Here is a 25,939-nt window from a genome sequence, read left to right on the forward strand (position 1 = left end):
GAAGAACATGGCACAAAGTACTCCTGAAGTTGTCGCACCCTTAAATACATTAACAATTGCTGATGTCCAAAATTCTAAAGCAAAGATCGATAAATGGTTAAAAGCTAAAACAAATAATAATGTTACTTTGGATCGAGTTGAAACGGTGGCAAGAAATATACCATTTTTAGGGAGTATATTTGCTGCTGTTGATGTGGTCTCTGATGTGATGCAAATTTATGATAAGGGATTTAGCAACGCTGATATTATAGATTGGGCAAATTTAGGAATTGATGCAATTGCAATTATCCCAGGTCCAGCAACAGCGACTGCCCGCACAATGGCGCGTCCTGCATTATTTTTAGTTAGAGAAGAAATAAGACGAATTACCAAAAATGGTGTAAAAAAATTCACTAAAGAGCAACTTGGTCCCGCGATTAGCGCAACTATTGTTAGTGTTATAGCTGAGCATTTAAGCTCGGCATTGGCGGGCGATGTCGAAAAGTTTGCGACTGAAGCTCAGAAGAGATTAAATTCAACACTGACTGACACGGGTGCATGGGTTGAAAAGAGTGCAACAACAATCAATACAGGAATACGTGAAATTGTTGAGAAAGGGACAATTGCAAAACCTGATGCCAATTATAAAAGAGCAGAAGAACAAAGAGCTGCCATTATTCCTCGCTTAATGAATGGCGAGATTCTAAGAGCAGGAAAAAATATAGTTTACACTGTTGAGAATACTTGGAAAGGAGATGCAAAGAGTGGTGCTAATTTACTGACCAAAGGTGCAATGTGGGTAATTAAAAATGAAGATAAAGCTGCTGTTTTAAAACTCGGTAGCAATATTAATCAACTCGGGATAACAGCAAACACAAAAATAAAAAGTTTAGGGGGTGCTGAAACAGCTTTCACCATCGGATGGCTGTTATCTGTTTTACTATTGGCAGTAAAAAAACATAAAAAAGATGCCGCTAAAGCAGCACAAATCAAAGCACAACAAACAGCTGAAGCTAAAAAACAACATAATGATGCTCGATTAGAAAAATCAACGTCTCAAGCCCCAGCAAATAAAAATGCCAGCCAATGTAAAAATTGTATGGGGAGTACGAGTGGTGCAATTACCTTTGCCATGGGGACGGAATTCTTCTCCCATTTTGATGCTCAAATTGGCGGTATGATTCAAGACAGTATCAATCGTACCTATGCGTCAAATTTGTATCAGATGGATGACTCCATTTTTGGCGCACGTTGGATTACACCTTTCACCACTAAAATTTCACGTAAATTCAAATACGATCCTAAAAACAAAGAGCAAAAAGACTACCAAAAAGGCTTGGAATATATCGGTTTGGATGGACGACCAATTGATCTGCCTGAGTTAAAGAAAGGTCAAAGTATTTATGATCCAGTCGAACAGCATACTTATACGGTACTGTCAGATCAATTACATCTCATCGCTTATGGTGATGATGAAAAGCGATTCTATGAAAAATATGGTGAAGACTATCGCCTGTCTTATATAGAACGTAAACATGGATTTAAAGTTGCACTACGCTATGACCATGTCAATGCAGAGAAGAAATCTATTCTTTCGGACATTCTATTCAAACAGGACGACCGTGAACTGGCACATCTCGCTCTACAGCTCACTCCACAAGGCTTAGTTTCTGATATTTGGACAGTCAAAAAAGGTCAGTTAGATCGTGTATTAGCCAGCTACGATTATGATGAGCACGGTGACTTAATCAAAGCCACCAACGAATTTGCTGCATCCTACCATTACCAATATAAGCACCACCTTATCACTCGATATACTGATTTGACCCAACGCGGTATGAATCTGAAATGGGATGGTATTTTACCGACATCTAAAGCCATTGAAGAATGGGCAGACAATGCCAGTCGTGCTGCAAAAATTGACTGGGATCAAAACATTCGTAAAACCTATGTGATGGATGTTGAAGGTAATACCACTGAACATTTTTACGATATCGATGGCTATACCTATCGTATTGTCTATCCCGATAATTTTCAGGAATGGTTCTTTAGAGACAATGCCAAAAACATCACTTTGCATATCGCTAAAGATGGCTCAAAAACCTCTTATACTTACGATGAGCGTGGTAATGTCTTAACCAATACCCAAGACAATGGTGCAACCAGTTATTTTGAATATGATGACAAAGATAATCTGATTGGGATGGTTGATGCAGAACAAGGTCGTTGGTTTAAGCAATACGATAGTTCAGGCAATCTGATCAAAGAGATTGATCCACTGAAACATGAAACTGCTTATGCTTACAATGGCATGGGTTTAGTGACTTCAATCACCGATGCCAAAGGTGGCTCTAAAGCCCTGAAATACGATGATCAAGGTAACTTACTTAGCTATACCGATTGTTCAGGCAAAGAAACAAAATGGCAATACGATGAACGTGGCCGTGTTAAAAATATTGAAAATGCTCTAAAACAAAAAGTTGAATATTTCTATACTGAGCTGACCACTGAAAAAAGAGAACCAATCATCAAAGGCTTACCTTTAAATGCCTTTGGTCAACTGGAAAAAATCCAACATGCTGATGGCGCAGTAGAACACTTTGTTCATGATGCTGAAGGACGCTTACTGGTTCATATTGATCCAAAACAACATCAAACACGCTATGAATACGACGAAGCAGGTTTAATCCTGTCACGTACCGATGCACTCAACCATAAACTGAAATACAAGTGGGATCGCCTTGGACGTTTGACCCGATTGATTAATGAGAACGGTGCAAGTTACCAATTCTTCTACGATCTTGGTGGACGCTTAATCAAAGAAATTGACTTTGATGATAAAGAAACCATTTACCACTACGATGAAGGCACAGGACAGCTTGCGACCAGTATCGAAGTTGCTTCAGCACATGGGCAAGACCTCAAAGACCGTGCTGCCCCGAAAGATCGAATTCAACAATTCATCTTTGACAGTATGGGGCGTTTGGAACAACGTACCGCAGGCTATGGTCACTACGGCTTAGAACTTGAAGCCAAACAGACTGAAGAATTTGCCTACGATTACATGGGGCGTATTTTGCATGCCAAGAATGCAGAGACTAACCTACAATGGTTCTACGATGCTGCGGGCAATGTGATCAAAGAACACCAGCAGGATTACAAGAGTAACAAAACAGCAGTATGGAAACACAGCTACGATGAAATCAATGATCGAATCAAAACCATACGTCCTGATGGACAAAACATTGATTGGCTAACTTATGGTACAGGGCATGTACAAAGCCTGATTGTCAATGGACAAGACCTTGTCAGTTTTGAACGAGATGACCTACACCGTGAAATTGTACGTCACTACGCCAATGGCATCAGCCAAGAACAACAGTTCGACCTTGCTGGACGCTTACACAGCCAAATCATGCTGAATGAACATGACAATGGCTACCAAAACCAATACTCAGCGCAAAATCAAGCAAAACAGAACAATGCCTTACAGCAAACTAGTCAATTGGTACAACGACTGTATCAATACGACAAAACAGGTGAATTGACTGCCATCAAAGATTCTCGTCGTGGCAACATTGCCTACAAATACGATCCTGTAGGACGCTTACTTGAAGCAAGCAGTAAATTGGGTAAAGAAACCTTTAAATTTGACCCTGCCAGTAACATCATAGATCGCTACAATGATGACAAAGCCCAACATCAAGATCAAAACTATGTACAACGAGCAGAAGAAAAAGGCTATGGCTACAATCGTCTAGTCAATAACGTGGTCAAAGAATACCTAGACCAACAATACCAATATGATGCATACGGACAATTGGTTCGACAAAAATCAACGCAAGGTGATTTAAATCTTGAGTGGGATGTTTATGGTCGAATGATCAAAAGCCGTAACAGCCAATACACAGCAGAATATCGCTATGACGCTTTAGGACGAAGAATACAAAAACGTAGTAAGCACCACCATACAGGTGATGAGCACAACATCATCTATGGATGGGATGGTGACACATTGGCTTATGAGTCAACAGAACAAGCCACTAAACACTATATCTACGAAAAAGATAGTTTTGTGCCGATGCTGCAAGCCGTCTATCAAAGCCCTATAGAACTACACCAAACACCTCATTGGTCAGACAAGCCGTATAGTGTACATCGTGACCCATTGTGGAAAACTACCAAACAAAGCAAAGGCTTTGATGATGTATGGTTCTATCATTGTGACCACTTAGGTACGCCACAGGAAATGACAGACCACTCAGGGGCAATCATTTGGAAAGCACAATATAAGGCTTGGGGTGAATGTCAAACAGAGAAAGCGAAGTCTAATTTCTTTGAAAATTCAGAAATCATCAGCAATAATATTCGTTTCCAAGGTCAGTATTTCGATTTAGAGACGGGTTTACACTATAACCGGTATCGTTATTACTCGCCCTATGTGGGACGGTTTGTAAGTAAAGATCCAATTGGGTTGTTGGGGGGAAGTAATAATTATGCTTATACCCCAAGTCCTACAGAATGGGTTGATCCACTAGGATTAAGCTGTCAAAAAATACCAAAAGGCTTTAAAAGCTTTGGTCAATTAAAGCAGTTTGGACAAGCGATGCAGGCAGGGTTTTCTAAATTAGGATTTAAAGGTGCGACGATGTATATGCAAGGAAGTGCACATAGTGGTAGAAGTTTTGAGACGGGTAAAGCTTTTGATGATGGAAGAGTAAGTGATTTTGACATAGCTGTGATTCAACCAGAATTATTTGAAAAAGCAAAAAAAATGGGTTTAGCAAAAGGTAATCGTACATTACCTATTGAGATAAACTCAGTCGAAGCAAATAAATTAGGTATTAATGGTGTACTTCAAAAGATGTCAAAACTCGCGGGAGGACGGGATGTAAATGTTATGATATTTGATAGTCCAGAAAGTGCCAAAGCTAAAGCGGAAGGTACAAGAATTCCAGCAAACTGTATGTAAGGTGTAAAATGAAAAAGAGTTTTTTTTTAGCATATACGACAAACTTAAACCCAATTGATTTAGTTCGAATTTTTGAAAAAAAATTTGATATTTCTTTTATTGAACATAGCAGCGATTATTTGGGAAATTATTACTCTTATGAGGGATTATTTTGTGATAATTTTAAAATATTGCAAAATAAGTTACCTGATGGTGATTTGCAAATAAATGACGGTGGAATAGAAACTATTTTGAAATTGGGTTTTTTTAATGGAAAAAATAAAGAAAAACAAAGTAAGTATGAATTTATGAAAAAACAATTAGCGAGTTTGGATAATATAAATTTACATTCATTTGATATTTTTGAAGAGGAATGAAGGCACTAATACGATAAGAGACCATGTGAAAGGAACATAAATGAAGACTTGGGATCAAGTAGTAGAAAGTGCAGCTGAATTTATATCTTTTTTGGAAAAAGGTAATTTTTATAATACTAAGTTTAGTACTGAAAAAGATTACAAGATTATTTTTGATGCTAATTTAGGGATAGATTATGCGACTAATGATAGTTTTGATGATTTTGATGAATGGGAAACTGTGACTGATCCCCCCGATATTTTTCTAGAAAGCTTTGAATGGAACGATCGGATTAAATATAAACTAAAACAAAAAAATTATTTTGGATTTGAAAATCAAGACTTTAACGGAGCTAAAGAAAAATGGATAACGGGTGAAGCTTGTCTGATAGTAGAGTTAATGTATAGAGATATAGGTATAATATTTCAATGTTATGCAAATGACTATTTTCCTACAATCTGGAAAGAAATTTTAGAAATATATTTAAATGGTGGTTTTCCGTGTGGATGGGATGGTCATCTACCTGAAGGGAAAATTGTAGTTTTTTCTAATCAATAAAATTTAAAATCAGATAAGTTATTTCAAATTATACAAAGCTCAATGATAGCTTCATTGAGCTTATTTTTATTTTAATGATTCATATAACGTACGCCAAAATTTGCTATCGAAAACCACCAAGCAAAGCAAAGGCTTCGATGATTTATGGTTTTACCACTGTGACCACTTAGGTACACCACAAGAAATGAGTGATCAGTCTGGTGCTGTCATTTGGAAGGCGGAGTATAAGGCGTGGGGTGAGTGTAAGACTGAGAAGGCTAAATCAAATTTCTTTGAAAATTCAGAAATTATTTCAAATAATATTCGTTTCCAAGATGCATGAGCAAAGACAGAGCATTGCTCTGTCTGAAGCGCAAGGATCAAGAAACAGGACTACATTATAACCGTTATCGTTATTACTCGCCTTATGTAGGGAGGTTTGTTAGTAAAGATCCAGTGGGTTTATTTGGTGGTGTTAATTTTTATCAGTACGCACATAACCCTCTAGAATGGGTTGACCCTCTAGGTTTGAAACAAAGAAGTTTAGATGAAATAAAAGTAGATAGACGACATAGGGAAAATTCTAAATCAGGAGTGTATTTAAAACATACGCAAGCAAAATGTAAAGACACTGCTATAAAATATTCTAGCTATGGGAAACCAGCTCAATATTGGAGTGATAGTTTAGGGTGTAGTGCGACAACACCACAAGTTACTGCTTTCAGAAATAGAATTGAGAAAGAAGGTTTATCAAAAGGTATAGAACATGAAAATGATGGTAAAGGATCACATTATTATATTTATGATGCGGGGAGAGTGATTGGTTACAACGAAGGAAAACCAACACAGTATATGCGCATTGAGGTTTCTTCAAGTACTAATGAGTTTCATGGACATCCGATATCTGAAGCACGTTATAATGGCTATTATCGTAAAAGGATTAAATAAGTATGAGTTATGAAGCTTTTTTAAATGAAAATTTTTTGCTTCCATTAAAAGTGACTAGAAATTGGATGATTGTAAAAAATTATCTATATAACGTAGATTTACAATGGTTAAATTCGTTAAATTAAGATGAAAGGTTTGATGTAATAGATGCCTATTTTTATACAAACATTTTTTATGCATCAAATTCAATTGAATTAAAATCAATAACATATAGGTTAATATTGGACGTGTATATTATTCCTATAATTGAGAATGATATATATGTGAATTTTCAATATGAGCTTACAGTAAATTTAATTAATTTAAATAAAAAAAGTGAAAGTTTAGATTTTGTTGAGTTTGAATTAAAAAAAATAAGTGATTTATTGAAATTGATTGATAAAACTATGTCTTATGTATCCTTAGACTTAATTAATAACATTGAAAGTAATGATTTTAAAATTGGTCTAGTTCTAGAGAATATTGTTAATTCACTAAACCTAGGAAGAAAGATAATAAGGGATCAGTAATGGCTTTGTTTACACAAACCTATTATTAAAGGCATCTTTAGCAATAAATTGATATTAAATTTAGATCAAAACCATATTTAAAAGGGATGAGATGTGAAAGTTTCGGTTTTAGAATATTTAAAAACCATGAACTTGATGATTTAAGCCCAAAAGCGATATACAAAAGAAATTATCAAATGAAGTATAGAAGATTAACATTTACATTAAATTCTAAATTTTATATCAAAGAGAATGTAAGTTTATTTGATAAAGCATTTCAAATTAAGCTAGAAGAAACAGATAAATTTGAAGAAAAATTAGGATTTATTGCGCAAAATGAATTTTTTTCATTGGCATTCATGGAATCGAGAGTTTGGCGTGCTAAATGATGAGTCTGAGTCTGCAGAAGATTATACCAAACACCTGATTGGACAGATAAACCGTATAATATTTACCGTGATCCGATATGGAAAACCACCAAGAAAAGCAAAGGCTTTGATGATGTATGGTTCTACCATTGTGACCATTTGGGTACACCACAGGAAATGACAGACCACTCAGGTTTGATCATTTGGAAACCGCAATACAGAGTGTGGGGTGAGTGCAAAGCTGAAAAGGCTAATTCCAATTTCTTTGAAAACTCAGAAATTATTTCAAACAATATCCTTTTCCAAGGTGCATGAGCAAAGACAGAGCATTGCTCTGTCTGAAGCGCAAGGATCAAGAAATAGGGCTTCACTATACCGTTATCGTTATTACTCGCCTTATGTGGGACGGTTTGTAAGTAAAGATCCAATTGGATTGTTTGGTGGATTGAATAAATATCAATATGCACCAAATTCTACACAATGGGTTGATGTCCTTGGTTTAAATAAGTATTTCATTGGCAGTATGGACCAAATGTCTTTTAAAGCTTCTGCGTTAAAATCATTAGTGCCACACTCTAAAGAATGGATGGAAACTTATAACAATTCCAAGTTAATTTTCATTTTGTTCAATCCATTGAACCAAATCATAAATTTTTTCAGCGACTTCAACTCCTTTATTTTCAGATAAAGAATATTCTACATGTGGCGGAATAACTGGATATTCCTTACGAATCACAAAACCATCATTTTCCAAATCACGTAAAGTTTGAGTCAACATTTTTTCACTGATGCCATCAATTCTACGTCTTAACTCACTAAAACGGTGAGTCCCTCTTCTTAAACAGAACATGACCAAAACGCCCCAACGATTGGTTAAATGCATAAGCTTAACCCGAGAGGGGCAATTCTTTGACAACACATTTGCGGCTAAACAAGATTCATCAGTATTCATAAACTTTCCACGACTAAAAAACACTTACTTTTTAGTAAGTACTTACAAAAAGTAAGTTTATTATTTACTATAACAAATATCAGCAAAACTGTGTGGCTTTTCACATATTTTGAATCATATATTTATAGATGAGAGTTAATTTATGGCTTCTCCAATTCTACACTGGATTATCGACCCGATCTGCGGCTGGAGTTATGGTGCACTGCCTTTAATTAATGCAGTCGAAGAAAAATTTCCAAATCTACAACGTCTACATTTTGGTGGACTTTATAGTGAAGATCATCAACCACAAATGACAGCAGCAATGCGAACACAGATCATTCACTATGATGAACAAATCCATCAACTCACAGGTGTTGATTTTGGTGATGAATATAAAAATGGTTTGCTTAAAGACAGCACACTGATCATGAACTCTATCCCTGCAACTCATGCTTTACTGAGTATTCAGCAGGGGTTAGGGCATAGCGCGATGATATCGTTATTAAATTTAATACAACAGGGCTACTATCAAAAAGGGCTAAATGTCACACAATATAGTGTGCTGGCGCAATTTGCTGTCGAGTTAGGACTGAATAATGACCAATGGTCAAAATATTTAGATGCGATCGATCAAGATCAACAAGATGAATATATTCAGCATGCACGCCAATTATTATCCCATGTTCGAGGACAAGGTTTTCCAACATTGGTGTATGAAAATCAACATGGTGAAATGGGCAAAATACCGCTTCATGGTTTTTATAATAAATCAGAGGATTTTGTACGTTTTTTAGATCAACAACTACTTAAATCTTAATTTAATTCTAAAGAGAGCCAACAATATGAAATTATTCTTAAAAACACTTCTTGCAAGTTCAGTGATGTTGAGTGCTTCTGCATTTGCAGCAGAGTTAAGCTATAAAGTTTATAACCCACAAGCACAAGGCATTTTTCCAGTTACATCTACACTTATTTCGGGTGAAAAAGATGCAGTGCTGGTCGATGCACAATTCAGTGTTAACGATGCAAAGAACTTGGTTAAAATCATTCAAGACAGCGGTAAAAACCTTAAATATATTGTGATTACAGCGGGTGATCCAGATTTTTATTTTGGTTTAGAGCCACTGGTACAAGCGTTTCCAGATGCAAAAGTGATTGCAACCCCAGAAGTTGTTAAACATATTGAAGCAACCAAAGAAGGCAAGTTTGCTTATTGGGGACCTATCTTAAAAAATGGTGCGCCATCTCAAGTGATTGTACCGAGTGCCAGTGAAGATAAAACCATTGTACTAGAAGGTGAAAAAATTGAGATCAAATCACCGGGTAAATACGCATCTTATCTTTGGGTTCCAAGCAATCGTACAATTCTAGGTGGTGTAGGGTTATCTTCAGGGATTCATCTGTGGACAGCAGATGCACAAACTGAAAAAGAACGTAACGAGTGGCGAAAAACGCTAAAAAAAATGAATCGTTTAAATCCACGTGCAGTGATTCCTGGACATTATATTGGTGATATTCCAACAGGAACTCAAGCAATCGACTTTACTTATCAATACCTTGTGGATGTTGATCAAGTTTTAAAAGATCATAAAGATTCAGCATCAGTGATTGCTGCTTTAAAAGAAAAATACCCGAACTTGGCCGAAGAAAGTTCTTTGGAGTTAAGCTCTAAAGTGTTGACGGGTGAGATGGAATGGAAATAATTTAACGATGACCTGTTGTTTTAAATTCATGAACTTCGTCATTGTTTGTGAACGAGGATAATGGGTTAATCTAATCAGGTGAAACTTAATCTAAGATCATGGTTAAGTTTCATCATTGAAGCCATTGATTTTTTCTAAGCGGAATTTTGAGTTTCAAAGTCTAATACACAATCAACATTTAAAAAATCTCTCACAGTATTTCATTTCATCTCTACGTTGTATTTCTGTATCGAGCGTGAGTATGGATCGTAGAAAATATAAAACTTTCTTAAAATCTAATTAAATAAAAATCAGATACTTAATATTAATAAAACAGGGTTTATTGGCAGCGATAGCGTGATTAAAATTGAATTCAGCATATGTTTTAAAAATGTAGGAATAGGGGTTTTCCCTCATTCAAAAATCTTTTTAGGGCAGAATATACTGTGCATGTTGAATATATCCTCTATAAGAACGCTTGGAGTAAAAAATGACTGAACTAAGTAAAATACCTACACCAGATACTGCTGAAGATAATGCATTTTTTCCATCCCCTTATTCTTTAAGCCAGTACACCGCATCGAAAACAGATTATGACGGTACGACTTATCCCAACCCATATCGTGGCGACAAAAAAATTCTGATGATTGCAACGGATGAGCGCTATATCCTGATGCAGAACGGAAAATTCTTTTCTACAGGAAATCATCCAGTTGAAATGTTACTCCCAGTATTTCATTTAGACAATGCAGGCTTTGAGTTTGATATTGCAACGCTTTCAGGCAATCCTGCCAAGCTGGAAATGTGGGCGATGCCGAATGAAGATAAGGTAGTTTTAGATACCTATGCAAAGTATGCTGAAAAACTTAAAAAACCGCTAAAGCTTGATGATATTTTGGACGAGATCATTGCTGGAAACTCGCCATATGCAGGGGTTTTCATTCCCGGTGGTCATGGTGTACTCGCGAAAATTCCTGAAAGTAAAAGTGTAAAAAAAGTTTTAGAATGGGCGATAAACAACGATAAATATGTGATTACACTGTGTCATGGACCCGCAGCTTTACTTGCCGCAGCCGTCGATGAAAAACCAGAAAACTATATATTTAAAGATTATGAAATTTGTGTATTTCCTGACTTTTTAGATAAAGGCGCAAATATTGAAATTGGTTATATGCCGGGACCATTACAATGGTTGGTGGGTGAAAATCTCGATAAATTAGGCGTTAAAATCCTAAATAAAGGTATTACAGGGCAGGTCCATAAAGACCGAAAACTTCTGACTGGAGACAGTCCTTTGGCATCGCATAATTTAGGTAAGTTAGCCGCTGAAACATTATTGGCTGATCCTGAATTGGTATAAGCATCAATCAAGAGGTTGTTTCTATTTAGACGCAACTTTTTATCTCAATATTGGAGATCTAGAGGCGATTTGCTGCTGATCTTCAATATTTTTAGTTTTAAGCGTTCAGTTTAGTGAGAAGACGGCTTTATGAGACTTGCAAGCAATCAACTGGCTGATTTATTGTTTCAGACTGTTCACCAATTGAGACAAGCACGTGACCTCGAAAGTCTATTTAAAATTCTGGTGGGATTTGCTGCTCAGCTAAATTTTGATCGGATTATTGTATGTAGTGTTTCACCTCAAAACCAACATGAATGGATTGATGAAGTTTTCTTTGTGCATGGTAACTGGGTTGATCGCAGCAATATCGAAGAGCGTGAAGTTTATTTACGCCGCTGCCCAATCACCAAGCATATTTTTGAATACGATGAAGCCTTTTTTTGGGCAAAGAGCTTGCATAAAAAAACTGCAAAAGAAACCTATCGGATTATCAAAAGCCCTCTGCATCTTGGTGAGGTCAATGGAATACAAGTGCCCGTATTTGGTCGAACAGGTTTAGAGGGTGCAATTTCATTTGCGGGTGAAATTTCGGATATGGGTGCTGATTTTAAACTCACAGTACAGATGGTTTGTAATATTGCCTTTGGTGAAATTTTACATAAACAAAAGCATAGAATTGCGCATAAAAAAATACTGACCAAACGTGAAAAAGAAGTTTTAAAATGGGCAGCAGTGGGTCAAAAGCATTTTGAGATTGCCGACATTTTAAAAATTTCAGAGAGAACTGTTGAAAATCATTTACGCAGTATAAGAAAGCGCTTAGGAGTAAAATCTACTGCTCAAGCAATTGCTTCTGCCATCATCAGTAGAGAAATTGAATTATAAAGCAGCCCAATGTTTGCGACTTTTAAACATTCAGGTTTAGCCAAAAGCGCAGCGATTCTTTTAAGAAGCATAGCGTGAGCATTGAGATTTTAAGCCCCCCTCAAAAAAAAGAAGAAAAGAAATAAAATAATAATGATCGCCAAATAAAAACCAGAAGGATTCTTTATTTGGCGTGTATGTGTAGAAAATTTGGTTAGTCTTCACTATGCCCAAATTGAAGTAATTAGATTTATCAATGCTTAAAAATAAATAAATTTTGAAATTTTATCAGCATACTCAACTACATTTTGAGAAATTTCACCTCTAAATAAATCTTCTGTATAGGTGCTCAATGGGCAGCTTACAGATAATACGGCAGCGATTTCTTGAGTTGCCTGACTATAAATAGGTGCAGCACTGGCAGCCATATCGGTATTAAAGTGCCCCCAACTGATCATAAAATCCTGACTGCGGACATAGTTTAAACGTTCTAATAAACTCGCCAAATCACGTGGTGTACGATCAGAATAGACTTTCCAATCGGTAAAATGTTCATAACGCTTAACCACTTCAGCCTCGGAAAGGCGAGATAAAATTAATTGTCCAATTACGGTGGCATGGGCATGCCAACGTGTACCAATATGCACATTACTGGTAAATGAACCAATAGATTGGGCATTGCTGATAAAGACAATATCGGTGTCTTCTAAAATCGAAAGATGCACAGCAATTTTAATTTTATCGCGTAATTCACGCATGATGGGGCTAGCCAGATCAGTCAGCGATGATTTGGATAAGCTGTTAAAACCAAGTTCCATCACGTTGCTGTTCAGCGCATAAGTCTTTTGCGACATTTTTCTTAAATAACCACAAAACTCTAAAGTGTGGATTAAACGAAAAGCACTCGAACGGTTTACATCTAATTTTTCTGCGATTTCAGAAATGGTCATTTCCTGATGCTGTTGATCAAATAATTTTAAAATGGCTAAGCCACGCACCAAACCCGGTACTAAATAACGTTCATCATTATTGGGTTCAGCATTTTGCTCCAAGAGAGCATCATTTATTAAGTTCATTGCCAAGTTGCCCTGTGTTTATTTTGGAATTCCTGCACATGGAATACCACTATAGTAATCATCAATTTTTCTAATCTCAATGTTTATATATAAAACATTTTTTTGATTAAGAAACATCTAAAAATATAACTTTTTATTAATACATTGAAAAACATGAAAATATAGTATTTGACAAGCAAAATGATCAAAGCTTATGCTATTCATTATGTTTTAAATGCTAAATTAAGTTTTATATATAAAACAAATAAGGATGCAAAAATGAGTTGGATCTCAGTTTGTCAGCAAGATGACATTACCGAAGACGAGCCGAAAGCCATAGAAGTCGAGGGTAAGAAAATTGGTGTTTTTTTTATCGATGACAATTATTTTGCGATCGAGAATGTTTGCCCACATGCCTTTGCGTTACTAACAGAAGGTTTTATTGAAGATCAAACCGTGGAATGCCCATTACATGAGGCAATTTTTGATATTCAAACAGGTGAGCTAAAGAGTGGACCGGGATGTCGTGATTTGTGTACTTATCCCGTACGTGTTGAAGGGCAGGACGTTCAAATTCAACTATAAGTCTTATTTATAAGGATGGAATCTCATGAAAACATTTAATGAGAAGCTAGCGAACTGGATTCATGCCACGCCAGCGACCGAAGCAGGGATTAACAATATTCAAATACCGGGACAGCCAGAGCTTCTGGTTTGGCAAACACGTTATAAAGTGCCAACAGTCTATGAGCAGGATTTTGTTCAACATTTAATTCAAGCCTTTTCTTCAGGCGTAACAGAACTTACTGATTTAGTTCAATCTTTAAATCAACAAGGTTTTCGTTGCGAGTCTGGTGAACTTTGGACTTCTGAAACATTTTCTGAAGAAATGCAACGTTTAGGTTATTGATTCAAGGAAGAACAGTGATGAATGCAGCAGTAACAGTGACTCCGAGTGTTGAGGAGTATTTAGATTTAGGTTTACGTGATCAATGGCATCCTGTACTGGCTAGTTGGGAAGTCGCAGCCAATCCTGTGGGTATTACCCGTTTAGGTGAAAATATCGTGGTTTGGCGTGATGACCAAGGTCAGGTGCATGCTTTAGAAGATCGTTGTCCGCACCGTGGTGCACGTCTTTCTTTAGGCTGGAACTTAGGTAATCGCGTGGCATGTTGGTATCACGGTGTTGAAGTTCGCCATGATGGCAAGGTTGAAGATGTACCTGCAGTACATGAATGCCCAATGAAAGGCACAACCTGTGTGAAAAGCTACCCAGTGATTGAGCAACATGGTGCAATTTTCCTGTGGTTTGGCATTGATCCAAATGAAGTCGCTAAACCACTTGATTTTCCTGAGCAATTGGCGAGTGGGGAGTGGAGTTCATTCCTATGCCAAGCAGATTGGAAGGTCAATCATCAATATGCGATTGATAATGTAATGGATCCAATGCATGGCACCTATTTGCATTGTACCTCGCACTCAATGGCGGACGGTGAGCGTACTGCAGAAATGAAACACCGCTCAACTGAAAATGGTTTTGTCTTTGAAAAAGAAGGGCAAACAGGGGTCAATTTTGACTGGGTTGAATATGCCAATACTGGTGCAAGTTGGTTGCGTCTTTCGATTCCTTATCGTAAAGATTTTGGTCCAGGCGGTGAGTTTTGGATTGTGGGTTATGCCACACCGATTGATGCTCAAAATACCCGTGTTTTCTTCTGGCGTTGTCGTAAAGTTAGTGGTTGGCAGCGTAATGTCTGGCGTTTTCTTTACCGCAATCATTTAGAAAAATTGCATTGGGATGTCTTGGAACAAGATCGAATTATTTTAGAAAATCTTGCGCCAAACGCACGTCAACATGAATTCCTCTATCAACATGATGTCGGTTTATCGCGCTTACGCCGTTTAATGAAAAAAGAAGCGGAAAAGCAGTTAAAGAAAATTGCGAGCTTGAATAGCTCAAACCGTATTGAAATGCAGGAACAAGTTCATGGTTAATGTCGCATTGTTGCAGGGCAAGAAAGTCTTTGTTACAGGCGCAGCAAGAGGCTTGGGACGAGACTTTGCACAGGCCATTGCCGAAGCAGGTGCTCAAGTGGTCATGGCGGATATCTTGACAGATCTTGTGCAACAAGAAGCAGCAGTATTGCAGGCACAGGGTCTACAGGTGACTGCGGTCACGATTGACTTGGCCAATGCTGATTCGATTCAACAGGCTGTTCAGCAAGCAGCTGAACATTTAGCTGGAATAGATGGTTTGGTGAATTGCGCTGCACTTGCGACCAATGTGGGTGGTAAAAGCTTGATGGATTATGACGCCGATCTATGGGACCGGGTCATGAACATCAATGTCAAAGGGACGTGGTTGGTCACCAAAGCATGTGTGCCATATCTCAAGCAGTCCGATGCAGGCAAGGTGATTAATGTGGCATCGGATACGGCTTTATGGGGCGCACCTAACTTGATGGCTTATGTTGCAAGTAAAGGTGCTTTGCTGGCAATGACCCGTTCGATGGCAAGAGAGTTAGGGCCATTTAATATTTGTATCAATACGCTTTCTCCAGGATTGACGCTGGTTGAAGCAACAGAATATGTACCGCAAGATCGTCATGATTTATATGTAAATGGTCGTGCGATTCAACGTCAGCAGTTACCACAGGATCTGAACGGAACAGCACTTTATTTACTTTCGGATTTGTCCTCATTTGTGACTGGACAGAATATTCCCGTAAATGGTGGTTTTGTCTTTAATTAAGGAATTGTTTCATGATTACAGGGATTGAGATTTTAAAGTTTGGCGTTGAGGATCGGGCTGCTTCAAATAAATTTTTGGCAGATTTTGGTTTAAAGCCAAGCCAATCAGATATTGAGGGTACGGATCTTTATCAAACCCAGAACGGCAGTAAAATTTATTTATTTGATTGTGATGATCCGCGTCTACCACAGGCCATCGAGTCAGGTTCAACATTACGTGAAGTGACTTGGGGCTTGGATGATGCAGCACAGGATTTGGCTGATTTAGCGACTCGCCTGAAAGATGTAGATGGTTATCAAGCCACGGCTGACATGCTGCAATGCCTAGACCCAAATGGGATGACCATTCGCTTTCAAGCCAGCTTTACCCAAGAGCTACCTGCGTTAAAAACTGAAGGGATTAACCAATACGGCAGTATCACTCGTGTCAATGCAGCTAGTCCAGTGTATGAAAAAGGGCAACCTGTTGCGATTGGACATGTGGTGTTCTTTACTCCAGATTTAGAAAAAACAGAATCTTTCTATATCGAAAAGCTCGGTTTCTTCTTATCGGATGCTTATCGTAATCGTGGTGCTTTTTTACGTTGTCGTGGCAAAGGCTATCACCATGATTTGTTTTTGCTTTCGGTACCCAATAAACCTGCTGGACTCAATCATGTGGCCTTTGTGGTGCGTGATATTCATGAAGTGATTGGCGGTGGCTTAAACATGAACCGTTCTGAATGGTCTACTTTTATTGGTCCGGGTCGTCATCCAATTTCTTCGGCTTACTTCTGGTATGTCAACTCACCTTTGGGTGGTGCATTTGAATACTACACCAATGATGATTATTTGACGGAAGAATGGCAACCACGTGTTGAAGAACATTGTTTAGAACTCTTTACTGAGTGGGCGGTTGAAGGTGGTTTAGATGACCATACTCGTCGTCAAGTCAAACCTGTATAAGCAGTTGGAACAGGGAGATTAAGCTATGCAAAGAATAGTCATCGTTGGCGCAGGACAAGCTGCGGGTTGGGCAGTAAGCACACTCCGTCAACATGGATTTCTAGGTGAAATTCATGTGGTATCCAATGAGGAACGGGTATTTTACGAACGCCCACCCCTGTCAAAACAAGTCCTCTCCAAAGAAGCCAGTTATGACAGTTTGCATCTGTTCTCTGCTGAACAGATGCAAGATTTTAACATTGAGTGGCACAAACCCGCTGTGGCAACTCAAGTGGATCGCCAACAAAAACATGTGGTTTTAGAAAGCGGTCAAGTTTTGCCTTATGACAAATTATTGATTGCAACAGGAAGCCGAGCACGTGTACCAGTCAATACATGGCAATTTATTCCCAATGTGGTGACTTTACGTAATGTACAAGACTGCGAACGTTTAGCCGAAATCTTACAACATACGCAAAAGTTAGCAGTAATTGGTGGTGGTTGGATCGGCTTAGAAATTGCAGCAACGGCACGGAAACAAGGCAAACAAGTGCATGTTTTTGAATACGGTGATCGACTTTGTGCACGTAGCGTTAGCCCTGATGTATCTGAATTTTTGCAAAATATGCATCAACAACAAGGTACTCAGATCCATTTAAATAGTAAAAATGTGCATTTGATTGAAGCAGGTCAACATCAAGTTGAAGTGGTGAATCATCCAAATGCCAGTGAACTGTTTGATTGTGTAGTGGTGGGTGCGGGTGCAGATATTGCCAAAGAGCTGGGTGTGAGTGCGGGGTTAGACGTTAAAGATGGCATTGTCGTCAATGGTTTTGGACAAACTTCAGACCAAGACATTTATGCCGCAGGTGATGTGGCGATACATCCAAGTTTGGGCTATTGCATTCAGTCTTGGGCCAATGCGCAAAATCAAGCCATTGCCACGGCAAAGTCAATGTTAGGTATGGATACGGAATATCTGGATATTCCTTGGTTATGGTCAGACCAGTATCACTACAATATTCAGATTTTAGGGACTTACCAACCTGAAAAAACCAAGCAGATTGTGCTACGTCAAAACGCAGCAGATCAGTGCAGTTATCTTTATCTGGATGAGCAAAACTGTTTGATTAACATGATTGCGATCAATGACTCAAAACTGGTCAAACTGGCAAAGCGCTGGATGCAATCCAATACCGTGTTAGACCCCAAATTATTAGCAGACCCTGAATTTAATGTAATGAAATTAAAACCGTAAACATTAAATCCGGTTCATGACTCAATCGAAGGAATGAAATATGAGTAATGAAGAGAAAAGTGGATTGAAGCATTGGGTTCCTGCTTTTGTCCTGATGATCTGTGTCGTTCTGGCATTTTTCGACAAAATTAGTATCGCAGTCTTATTTGCGGACCCGCACTTTCAGGGCGCGATGGGGATTGCCCAAGACAAAGCAAAGCTTGGATGGTTAATGACCAGCTTTTTATTGGCTTATGGTTTTTCCTCTGTGTTTTTAAGCTTCTTAGGCGATATTTTTAGCCCTAAAAAAATGCTGTTTTGGAGCGTCTTATCTTGGGGGATACTCATGTTCTGTATGGGTTTTACCACCAACTATACAGGGATGTTGATTCTCCGCGTTCTGCTTGGATTAGCTGAAGGCCCATTATTTGCCTTGGCTTATACCATCGTGAAACAAACCTATACAGATCGTCAGCAAGCACGTGCTTCCACCATGTTTTTGTTGGGTACACCGATCGGTGCCTTCTTGGGTTTTCCAATTACCGCGGCTGTTCTCGCAAACCATGATTGGCATACCACCTTCTTTGTAATGGCTGGTTTAACTGTAATTGCACTGATTGCGATTGTGTTTGGCTTACGTAATTTACAACTCAAGAAAACCATTGAGCTGGAATCGACCAGTAAACGTGTAAATTTTAAAGGGCATATCCATAACACCAAAGTGCTATTACAGAACGGTTCATTTTGGTTGGTGTGTATTTTCAATATTGCACTGATGACTTATCTGTGGGGATTAAACAGTTGGGTTCCATCCTACCTGATTCAAGACAAGGGCTTTAACCTTAAAGAGTTTGGTATTTATTCAAGTTTCCCATTTATCGCCATGTTGATTGGTGAAGTGATTGGTGCATTTCTTTCTGACAAGTTAGGTCGTCGTGCCATTCAAGTTTTTAGTGGCTTATTGGTGGCCGGCATCTTTATGTATGTCATGGTCATTATGACAGATCCAATTTTAGTGATTGTTGCAATGTCTCTTAGCGCAATGGCTTGGGGCTTTGGTGTCGCAGCAATATTTGCACTACTTGCTCGTGTGACCACTGCTGATGTGGGCGCGACTGCGGGTGGGATTTTTAATGGACTGGGTAATTTTGCCAGTGCAATTGCACCCGTTCTGATCGGTTACATCGTGATGCAAACCCACAGTTTTAATTTAGGAATTACCTTCTTAGCAGCAGTTGCTGTGATTGGATCGTTCTTCTTAGTTCCTTTACTAAAACGTTATTAATTCAAGATATCTAGGAGTTAAAACATGACTACTCAACAATTCGAATCATGGTCACAGCCTGAAGGTACAAGCTTACAAGATTGGTTAAATACCCGTATCGCACGTTTTGAAACACGTAAATATGATTTTGATGCCTTGAAGTTCCAAGCGGACTATGACCCCAAATATCGTCGTGCCCAAATGCGTTATATGGGCACGGGTGCAACAGGTGTAGTCAATGATGGCAACACTGTTCCAGCAGAAAACTTCACTTTTTCAACCATGGTTTTACCTCCGCAGTGCGAAGGGCCTTTGCATATTCATCATGATGTTGAGGAAGTGTTTTTTATGTTGCGTGGTGAGATTGACCTGTTTATCGAACATAACGGTGAGAAATTTCAAACCAAACTTAAAGAGCGTGATCTGATTTCAATTCCACCTGGAATTTACCGTGGCTTGTTTAATCCGGGTCAGGAAGATGCCTTGATGTGTGTGATGTTAGGTGCGGGTAAACCGACTATTCCGAACTATCCACCAGAACATCCATTGTCGCAAATCAAACGTTGATTGAATCGACAAAGCCCAGCTCTACAGCAAAGGAATCCAGCCATGACATTGCTTGATCGATTAGCCAAATATCCAGTCAAAACCATTGTAGTGGATGGTCAAGTACACGCCTATCGTGAGGCGGGTCAAGGCCAGCCGTTGATTTTGCTACATGGGATTAGTTCGGGTTCTGCTTCATGGATCAACCAGCTCGATGTACTGCGTCAGTCTTTTCGTGTGATTGCTTGGGATGCACCGGGTTATGGCTTATCAGAAGGTTTAAATACAGCGCAACCGAATGCAGAAGATTATGCACAACGTTTGTTGGGTTTAATCGATGCTTTGGCAATTCCTCAAGCCATTTTGGTTGGTCATTCCCTTGGAGCTTTACAGGCCAGTGCTTTTGCTCATCTTTATCCTGAACGAGTACAGACTTTGCTGATTGCCAATGTGGCACAAGGTTATCAACGTTCAGATGAGGAAAGCAAATCACAGGTTTATCAAAAACGACCAATGCTGTTGAAAAGCTTAGGTCATGCAGGCATGGCGGCAAGTCGTGGACCGCATTTAATTTATAAACAAGACGCTCAAGCTTTGGCTTTGGTCACAGCAGTGATGCAGGATTTGACCTTAGACGGTTTTACCCATGCATCGTATTTGTTGGCCTATGACGAAATTAGAAATTATTTAACAGATATTCGTGTTCCTTGCGTCGTGATTGCAGGCGATCAGGACCAAATTACACCTGCACAAGGTATTCAAGACCTTGCCGCAGAAATGCAATTGAGCCGATGTCATCTGATTACAGATGCAGGTCATCTGAGTTATGTCGATCAACCACAACAGTTTAACGACATTATTTTATCGGCACGTTAAGACTCAAACGAGAGAAAAATATGAGCTTCCAAGTTGAAGGAAAAGTAGCAGTAGTAACAGGTGGCTCGTCAGGCATTGGTTTGGCTGCTGTCGAAATTTTAGTTGCAGAAGGTGCCAAAGTGGCATGGTGTGGTCGGGATGAACAGCGTCTAGCAGAATCAAAAAATTATATTTTGGAAAAGTATCCGCAAGCCCATATTTTTACTCAAGCCTGCAATGTTTTAGACAAACAAGATGTAAAACACTTTGCACAACAGGTCAATCAAAATTTAGGCAATGTCGACATGTTGATCAATAACGCAGGTCAAGGGCGTGTATCCAATTTTGAAGACACCCAAGATGAAGATTGGATGAAAGAAATTGAATTGAAGTATTTCAGTGTCTTGCATCCTGTCCGTGCATTTTTAAATGATTTAAAAAATTCGGCGTGTGGGTCAATCACCAATGTCAATTCCTTACTGGCCTTGCAACCTGAACCACACATGATCGCGACTTCATCGGCACGCGCCGCTTTGCTGAATTTAACTCATTCCTTAGCACATGAATTTAGCCAATATGGGATTCGGGTGAATTCAATTTTATTGGGCATGGTGGAGTCAGCACAGTGGAAACGCCGTTTTGAAACACGTTCAGATAACCAAGCGTCATGGGAACAGTGGACAGGCAATATTGCAAAAAACCGTGGTATTCCAATGCAACGTCTAGGTAAACCTGAAGAACCAGCACACGCTTTGGTGTTCTTGGCTTCACCATTGGCATCCTATACCACGGGTGCAGCCTTGGATGTCTCTGGTGGATTTAACAAACATTTATAAGGTGTGCCCATGAAACAGTTGATGATGATTGGTTTCGGTGCAATGGCAGCAGAAGTGTACGCACATATGCCACAAGATTTACAGCTTAAATGGATTGTGGTGCCTGCACGCAGTGTTGAAAAAGTACAGGCACAAGTATCCGCTCAGGTACAGGTAATTAGTTCGATTGATCAATGCCTTGGCACGCCTGATTATGTAATCGAAGTGGCAGGCCAAGCGGCGGTAAAAGAACATACCCAAAAGGTGTTAGAGAAAGGATGGACTATTGGTCTGATTTCAGTGGGAACCTTAGCCGATAGCGAATTTTTCTCTCAACTGAAACAGACTGCGGAACAACACGATGCCCATCTACATCTTTTAGCGGGTGCGATTGCGGGGATCGATGGTATCTCTGCGGCAAAAGAAGGTGGTTTGGAAAAGGTCACCTATAAAGGCTGTAAAAGTCCGAAGAGTTGGCGTGGCAGTTATGCTGAACAATTGGTTGATCTCGATCAGGTCAGTGAAGCTATGGTTTTTTTTCGTGGTACAGCCAGAGAAGCAGCACTGAAGTTTCCAGCCAATGCCAATGTTGCAGCAACTATTGCACTCGCAGGTTTAGGCATGGATGAAACCATGGTTGAGCTTACGGTTGATCCAAAAACCAATAAGAACAAGCACACCATTGTGGCAGAAGGCGTGTTTGGTGAAATGACTATTGAATTGGTGGGTGTACCTTTGGCAAGCAATCCCAAAACCTCAACTTTGGCTGCGCTTAGCGTGATTCGTGCATGTCGCAATAGCGTTGAAGCAATTCAGATTTAAAAGGATTTGATCATGGTAAAGGAAATTTATATCGCAGGTGAATGGCGATTAGGTAAAGGCAATACGATTCAAAGTCTGTTTCCAGCAGATCAATCTGTAAATGCTGAAATTTCTACAGCGAGTTTAGATGATGTCAATGAAGCAATTGAAAAAGCAGATTTGGCATGGCGACAAGCAGGCTGGCGCAATAGCATGCCACATGAACGTGCGCGTATTTTGTATAAAGTGGCAGAGATTATTGAAGCGCGTGTAGATGAGCTTGCAAAATTACAAACCCGTGATAATGGTAAGCCACTGGCTGAAACACGTGGTTTAGTGATGAGTGCAGCCGCGACAGCACGCTATGTTGCCGCAGCATGTGAAACGCTGAATGATGAACTCACCACACAACGTGCGGCTGACTTTATGACCATGAGTGTGCATGAACCTGTTGGTGTGGTGGCCGCGATTACACCGTGGAATTCACCGATTGCCAGTGAAGTTCAAAAACTTGCCCCTGCGATTGCTGCTGGAAATGCGGTGATTCTTAAACCGGCAGAGGCAACGTCTTTAATTGCCTTGGAACTCGCCAAAATCTTTGAACAAGCAGGACTGCCAAAAGGCTTACTCAGTGTTTTAGTGGGGCGTGGTTCTGTAATTGGTGATGCCATCGTAAAGCATCCTTTGGTCCGCAAAATTTCATTTACTGGCGGAACCACTACAGGGCGTCATTTGGCTCATCTTGCCGCAGATAAATTGATTACCACCTCATTAGAGCTTGGTGGAAAATCCCCTACGATTGTTATGCCTGATGCAGATATTGAATTGGCTGCTAAAGGTGTGGCTTATGGGATCTTTAGTTCCGCAGGACAAGCCTGTATTGCAGGTTCACGACTCTTCGTGCATCACAGTATTTACGATCAGTTCCTTAAGCGTTTGGTTGAAATTACCAAAGCATTACGAGTGGGACATCCAGAAACAGCGGGTGTACATTTGGGCTCTTTAATTAATCCAAAGCATTTGGCTTCTGTCGATGCCTATGTGCAATTGGCCAAGCAAGAAGGTGGTCAAGTTGTAGTGGGTGGTCAAGCGCTGACGGATGGTGATTTGGCGAAAGGAAGTTATTACTTACCGACCATCATCACGGGCTTAAATAATACTGCACAAACCTGTCAAGAAGAGATTTTTGGTCCGGTCTTGGTGGTGATGAAGTATCACGATGAAGCTGATTTAATCACCCAAGCCAACGACAGTTGTTTTGGGCTTGCAGCAGGAATCTGGACTGAAAACTACCGTAAAGCTTGGCAAATTGCACGTGCTTTGGAAGTCGGTACAGTCTGGATTAATACCTATAAAAAATTCTCTATTTCGGCACCGTTTGGTGGCTTTAAAGAAAGTGGTATCGGGCGTGAAAAAGGGCGTTTAGGTATTTTGTCTTATATGCAGCAAAAAAGTATTTATATGGGATTAAGCGAACAGCCAAATCCTTGGTGTGAATAATAAATTCATGGAATGAAAAAGTTTTCGAGGAATAAACAATGACAGAACGTGTAAATGTAGGCGAAGCAATCGCGCGTGTTTTAGAAGCACACCAAGTGGAAAGTATCTATGGGGTGATTTCAATTCATAACCTACCAATTGCAGATGCCGTAGGGCGTCGTGAAAAAATTCGTTTTGTGGCAGCGCGTGGCGAAGCAGGTGCAGTCACGATGGCAGATGGTCACTCACGCTTTAAAGGTTTAGGGGTTGCTTTGACCAGTACCGGTGCAGGTGCAGGCAATGCAGTAGGCTCATTGATTGAAGCGATGAATGCTGGGAGTCCTGTGTTGCATTTAACTGGGCAAGTTGAACGTGAATATCTTGATCGTGATGCTAGCTTTATCCATGAAACCAAAGATCAACTGACCTTCTTACGTGCTTCAAGCAAAGCTGCATTTCGTATTACCAGCCCAGACAATGCAGTGGGTGTAATTCGTGAAGCAATTCGTGTTGCAACCACAGTACCGATGGGGCCTGTAAGCGTTGAGCTCCCGATTGATGTGCAAGCTGCAGAAATTGACTTGCCATTGAATTTAGGCCCTGTCAAAGCGCTTGAATTACCGCAGGCTGAGCAAGTTGAAATTGATTTAATTGTTGAAGAAGTTAAAAAAGCCAAACGCCCCATCTTCTGGATTGGTGGCGGCACGTTAAATAGTGTTGATGAAGTGAAAGCCATTGCAGATCTTGGGATTCCTGTTGTTTCTTCGACCCATGCCCGTGGTGTGTTAGCAGATGAGCATCCACGCAGTTTAGGTGCATTCCATAACTCAGCAGGGGTTGAGCAACTGTTAAAACAGGCTGACTTATTGGTGGTGGTGGGCTCGCGTTTACGCAGCAATGAAACCAAAACCTATTCGGTACAGTTCCCTGATAATCTGATTCAGATTGATGCCAATCCAGTGGCGCAGCAACGTAATTATAAAGTTCGTAACTTCATTTGTGCTGATGCCAAAGATGTATTACAACGTGTGCTCACAGGGCTAAGCGGTATCTCAAAAGTTGATGCAGATTATGATGCAGCGGTTGTTGCAGCAAAACAGTCCGCTATTGAGGCACTGCGTACTCAGCTGGATCAATATGCACTGATCTGTGATCACTTACGTGCGGCACTGCCACAAGACGGTATCTTTGTACGTGACATTACCATGTCAGGCAGTACTTGGGGCAGCCGACTATTTCCAGTACAAGCACCGAATCAAAATATTCACTCACTTGCTGGGGCAATTGGTCTTGGTTTAGCCACGGCAATTGGCGCTTCTATTGCCAATCCAGATAAAAAAGTGATTGGTCTCGTGGGCGATGGTGGTTTGATGCTCGGTATCGGTGAGATTGCCACCATGGCACAAGAAAATACCAACATGGTGCTGATGATCATGAACGATGGCGGTTATGGCGTAATGCGTGGTATTCAAAAGAATTACTTTGGTGGGCGTCAATATTTCAACGAATTGCATACCCCAGATTATAAAGTCTTAGGGGAAGCAATGGGAGTGAAAAGCTGGAAAGTGGGCAGTGCAGATGAGTTTAAAAGCGTGATTCAACAAGCAGTCGATTTTCAAGGGCCAAGTGTGATCGAATTGGATATGAATTCGATTGGACCACTGAACTTTGCAGGACCGCCGCAGAAAAAACTCTATTAAACCCAGTTGAACATTCGATGTTGGCATCGGATGTTCAGTAAATTCACCAGCAATTTTTTTTG

The 25,939-nt window shown here is 39.7% G+C and carries 23 protein-coding genes and 2 pseudogenes; 23 read left to right on the top strand and 2 right to left on the bottom strand.

Annotated features, from left to right (window positions below; genetic code table 11):
• Window positions 1-7: 7 nt before the first annotated feature.
• The 6 genes and pseudogenes from CQZ96_RS18670 to CQZ96_RS21750 all read left to right on the top strand — a co-directional run.
• A complete protein-coding gene (locus tag CQZ96_RS18670) occupies window positions 8-4,951 on the top strand; it encodes an RHS repeat-associated core domain-containing protein (protein ID WP_228722736.1) in 4,944 nt (1,647 codons plus the stop codon).
• Between the two features lie 8 nt (window positions 4,952-4,959).
• A complete protein-coding gene (locus CQZ96_RS21740; protein ID WP_227549130.1) occupies window positions 4,960-5,307 on the top strand; it encodes a hypothetical protein in 348 nt (115 codons plus the stop codon).
• Between the two features lie 40 nt (window positions 5,308-5,347).
• Window positions 5,348-5,845 carry a hypothetical protein gene (locus tag CQZ96_RS18680; RefSeq protein WP_105713491.1) on the top strand — a complete coding sequence of 166 codons (498 nt, stop codon included), beginning with the start codon at window positions 5,348-5,350 and terminating at the stop codon, window positions 5,843-5,845.
• An 82-nt stretch (window positions 5,846-5,927) separates the two neighbouring features.
• Window positions 5,928-6,772 (top strand): annotated as a pseudogene (locus tag CQZ96_RS18685) (RHS repeat domain-containing protein); the annotation flags it as partial.
• A gap of 263 nt (window positions 6,773-7,035) precedes the next feature.
• Window positions 7,036-7,281, top strand: coding sequence for a hypothetical protein (locus tag CQZ96_RS21745; protein WP_228722737.1), 246 nt, complete (start codon window positions 7,036-7,038; stop codon window positions 7,279-7,281).
• Between the two features lie 389 nt (window positions 7,282-7,670).
• Window positions 7,671-8,133 (top strand): annotated as a pseudogene (locus CQZ96_RS21750) (RHS repeat domain-containing protein); the annotation flags it as partial.
• A 105-nt stretch (window positions 8,134-8,238) separates the two neighbouring features.
• Here the strand turns inward: CQZ96_RS21750 and CQZ96_RS18705 are convergent.
• A complete protein-coding gene (locus CQZ96_RS18705) occupies window positions 8,239-8,580 on the bottom strand; it encodes a winged helix-turn-helix transcriptional regulator (RefSeq protein ID WP_105713494.1) in 342 nt (113 codons plus the stop codon).
• 142 nt (window positions 8,581-8,722) lie between these two features.
• On the opposite strand from CQZ96_RS18705, the gene CQZ96_RS18710 reads away from it, so the two are divergent.
• From CQZ96_RS18710 to CQZ96_RS18725, 4 genes are all read left to right on the top strand, one after another.
• Window positions 8,723-9,379 (top strand): DsbA family protein, encoded by a 657-nt coding sequence (locus CQZ96_RS18710; RefSeq protein WP_105713495.1) that lies wholly within the window; start codon window positions 8,723-8,725, stop codon window positions 9,377-9,379.
• Window positions 9,380-9,404: 25 nt separating this feature from the next.
• Window positions 9,405-10,265, top strand: a complete 861-nt coding sequence (locus CQZ96_RS18715; protein ID WP_105713496.1) for a Vmh family MBL fold metallo-hydrolase — start codon at window positions 9,405-9,407, stop codon at window positions 10,263-10,265.
• Between the two features lie 469 nt (window positions 10,266-10,734).
• Window positions 10,735-11,604, top strand: a complete 870-nt coding sequence (gene hchA, locus CQZ96_RS18720; RefSeq protein WP_105713497.1) for a glyoxalase III HchA — start codon at window positions 10,735-10,737, stop codon at window positions 11,602-11,604.
• A gap of 129 nt (window positions 11,605-11,733) precedes the next feature.
• A complete protein-coding gene (locus CQZ96_RS18725; RefSeq protein WP_105713498.1) occupies window positions 11,734-12,471 on the top strand; it encodes a PA1136 family autoinducer-binding transcriptional regulator in 738 nt (245 codons plus the stop codon).
• A gap of 239 nt (window positions 12,472-12,710) precedes the next feature.
• Here CQZ96_RS18725 and CQZ96_RS18730 read toward each other — a convergent pair whose 3' ends face one another.
• Complete coding sequence (locus CQZ96_RS18730) at window positions 12,711-13,526, bottom strand: IclR family transcriptional regulator (protein WP_105713499.1); 816 nt, start codon at window positions 13,524-13,526, stop codon at window positions 12,711-12,713.
• Window positions 13,527-13,784: 258 nt separating this feature from the next.
• Here CQZ96_RS18730 and CQZ96_RS18735 point away from each other — a divergent pair, with 258 nt between their 5' ends.
• Genes CQZ96_RS18735 through CQZ96_RS18795 form a run of 13 tightly spaced genes read left to right on the top strand, consistent with a single transcriptional unit; the run spans window position 13,785 to window position 25,877 of the window.
• Window positions 13,785-14,090 carry a non-heme iron oxygenase ferredoxin subunit gene (locus CQZ96_RS18735; RefSeq protein ID WP_034615827.1) on the top strand — a complete coding sequence of 102 codons (306 nt, stop codon included), beginning with the start codon at window positions 13,785-13,787 and terminating at the stop codon, window positions 14,088-14,090.
• A gap of 25 nt (window positions 14,091-14,115) precedes the next feature.
• Entirely contained in the window at window positions 14,116-14,415 is a 300-nt protein-coding gene (locus tag CQZ96_RS18740) for a recombinase-like helix-turn-helix domain-containing protein (protein ID WP_004823462.1), read from the top strand.
• A 17-nt stretch (window positions 14,416-14,432) separates the two neighbouring features.
• The gene (locus CQZ96_RS18745) at window positions 14,433-15,500 is read left to right on the top strand and encodes an aromatic ring-hydroxylating oxygenase subunit alpha (RefSeq protein ID WP_004717632.1); all 1,068 of its coding nucleotides are present in this window, start codon (window positions 14,433-14,435) and stop codon (window positions 15,498-15,500) included.
• A complete protein-coding gene (locus CQZ96_RS18750; protein ID WP_105713500.1) occupies window positions 15,493-16,257 on the top strand; it encodes an SDR family oxidoreductase in 765 nt (254 codons plus the stop codon). Before CQZ96_RS18745 ends, CQZ96_RS18750 begins: the two co-directional genes overlap by 8 nt.
• Window positions 16,258-16,268: 11 nt before the next feature.
• A complete protein-coding gene (locus tag CQZ96_RS18755; RefSeq protein ID WP_004717628.1) occupies window positions 16,269-17,201 on the top strand; it encodes a VOC family protein in 933 nt (310 codons plus the stop codon).
• Between the two features lie 25 nt (window positions 17,202-17,226).
• Window positions 17,227-18,438, top strand: coding sequence for an NAD(P)/FAD-dependent oxidoreductase (locus CQZ96_RS18760; protein WP_105713501.1), 1,212 nt, complete (start codon window positions 17,227-17,229; stop codon window positions 18,436-18,438).
• 40 nt (window positions 18,439-18,478) lie between these two features.
• Window positions 18,479-19,702: an MFS transporter gene (locus tag CQZ96_RS18765; RefSeq protein ID WP_004717622.1), complete on the top strand. Its 1,224-nt coding sequence runs from the start codon at window positions 18,479-18,481 to the stop codon at window positions 19,700-19,702.
• Between the two features lie 24 nt (window positions 19,703-19,726).
• Window positions 19,727-20,248 carry a cupin domain-containing protein gene (locus CQZ96_RS18770; protein ID WP_004717620.1) on the top strand — a complete coding sequence of 174 codons (522 nt, stop codon included), beginning with the start codon at window positions 19,727-19,729 and terminating at the stop codon, window positions 20,246-20,248.
• 42 nt (window positions 20,249-20,290) lie between these two features.
• Window positions 20,291-21,103, top strand: a complete 813-nt coding sequence (locus CQZ96_RS18775) for an alpha/beta fold hydrolase (protein WP_105713502.1) — start codon at window positions 20,291-20,293, stop codon at window positions 21,101-21,103.
• A 20-nt stretch (window positions 21,104-21,123) separates the two neighbouring features.
• Complete coding sequence (locus CQZ96_RS18780) at window positions 21,124-21,918, top strand: SDR family oxidoreductase (protein WP_105713503.1); 795 nt, start codon at window positions 21,124-21,126, stop codon at window positions 21,916-21,918.
• 9 nt (window positions 21,919-21,927) lie between these two features.
• Complete coding sequence (locus CQZ96_RS18785) at window positions 21,928-22,719, top strand: aspartate dehydrogenase (protein WP_105713504.1); 792 nt, start codon at window positions 21,928-21,930, stop codon at window positions 22,717-22,719.
• Between the two features lie 12 nt (window positions 22,720-22,731).
• The gene (locus CQZ96_RS18790) at window positions 22,732-24,198 is read left to right on the top strand and encodes an aldehyde dehydrogenase (RefSeq protein ID WP_004717613.1); all 1,467 of its coding nucleotides are present in this window, start codon (window positions 22,732-22,734) and stop codon (window positions 24,196-24,198) included.
• A 38-nt stretch (window positions 24,199-24,236) separates the two neighbouring features.
• The gene (locus CQZ96_RS18795) at window positions 24,237-25,877 is read left to right on the top strand and encodes a thiamine pyrophosphate-binding protein (RefSeq protein WP_056513148.1); all 1,641 of its coding nucleotides are present in this window, start codon (window positions 24,237-24,239) and stop codon (window positions 25,875-25,877) included.
• Window positions 25,878-25,939: the final 62 nt, after the last annotated feature.

Origin of the sequence: Acinetobacter sp. MYb10 (assembly GCF_002980175.2) — a bacterium.
In the GTDB taxonomy this organism is placed as follows: Bacteria; Pseudomonadota; Gammaproteobacteria; order Pseudomonadales; family Moraxellaceae; genus Acinetobacter; species Acinetobacter guillouiae.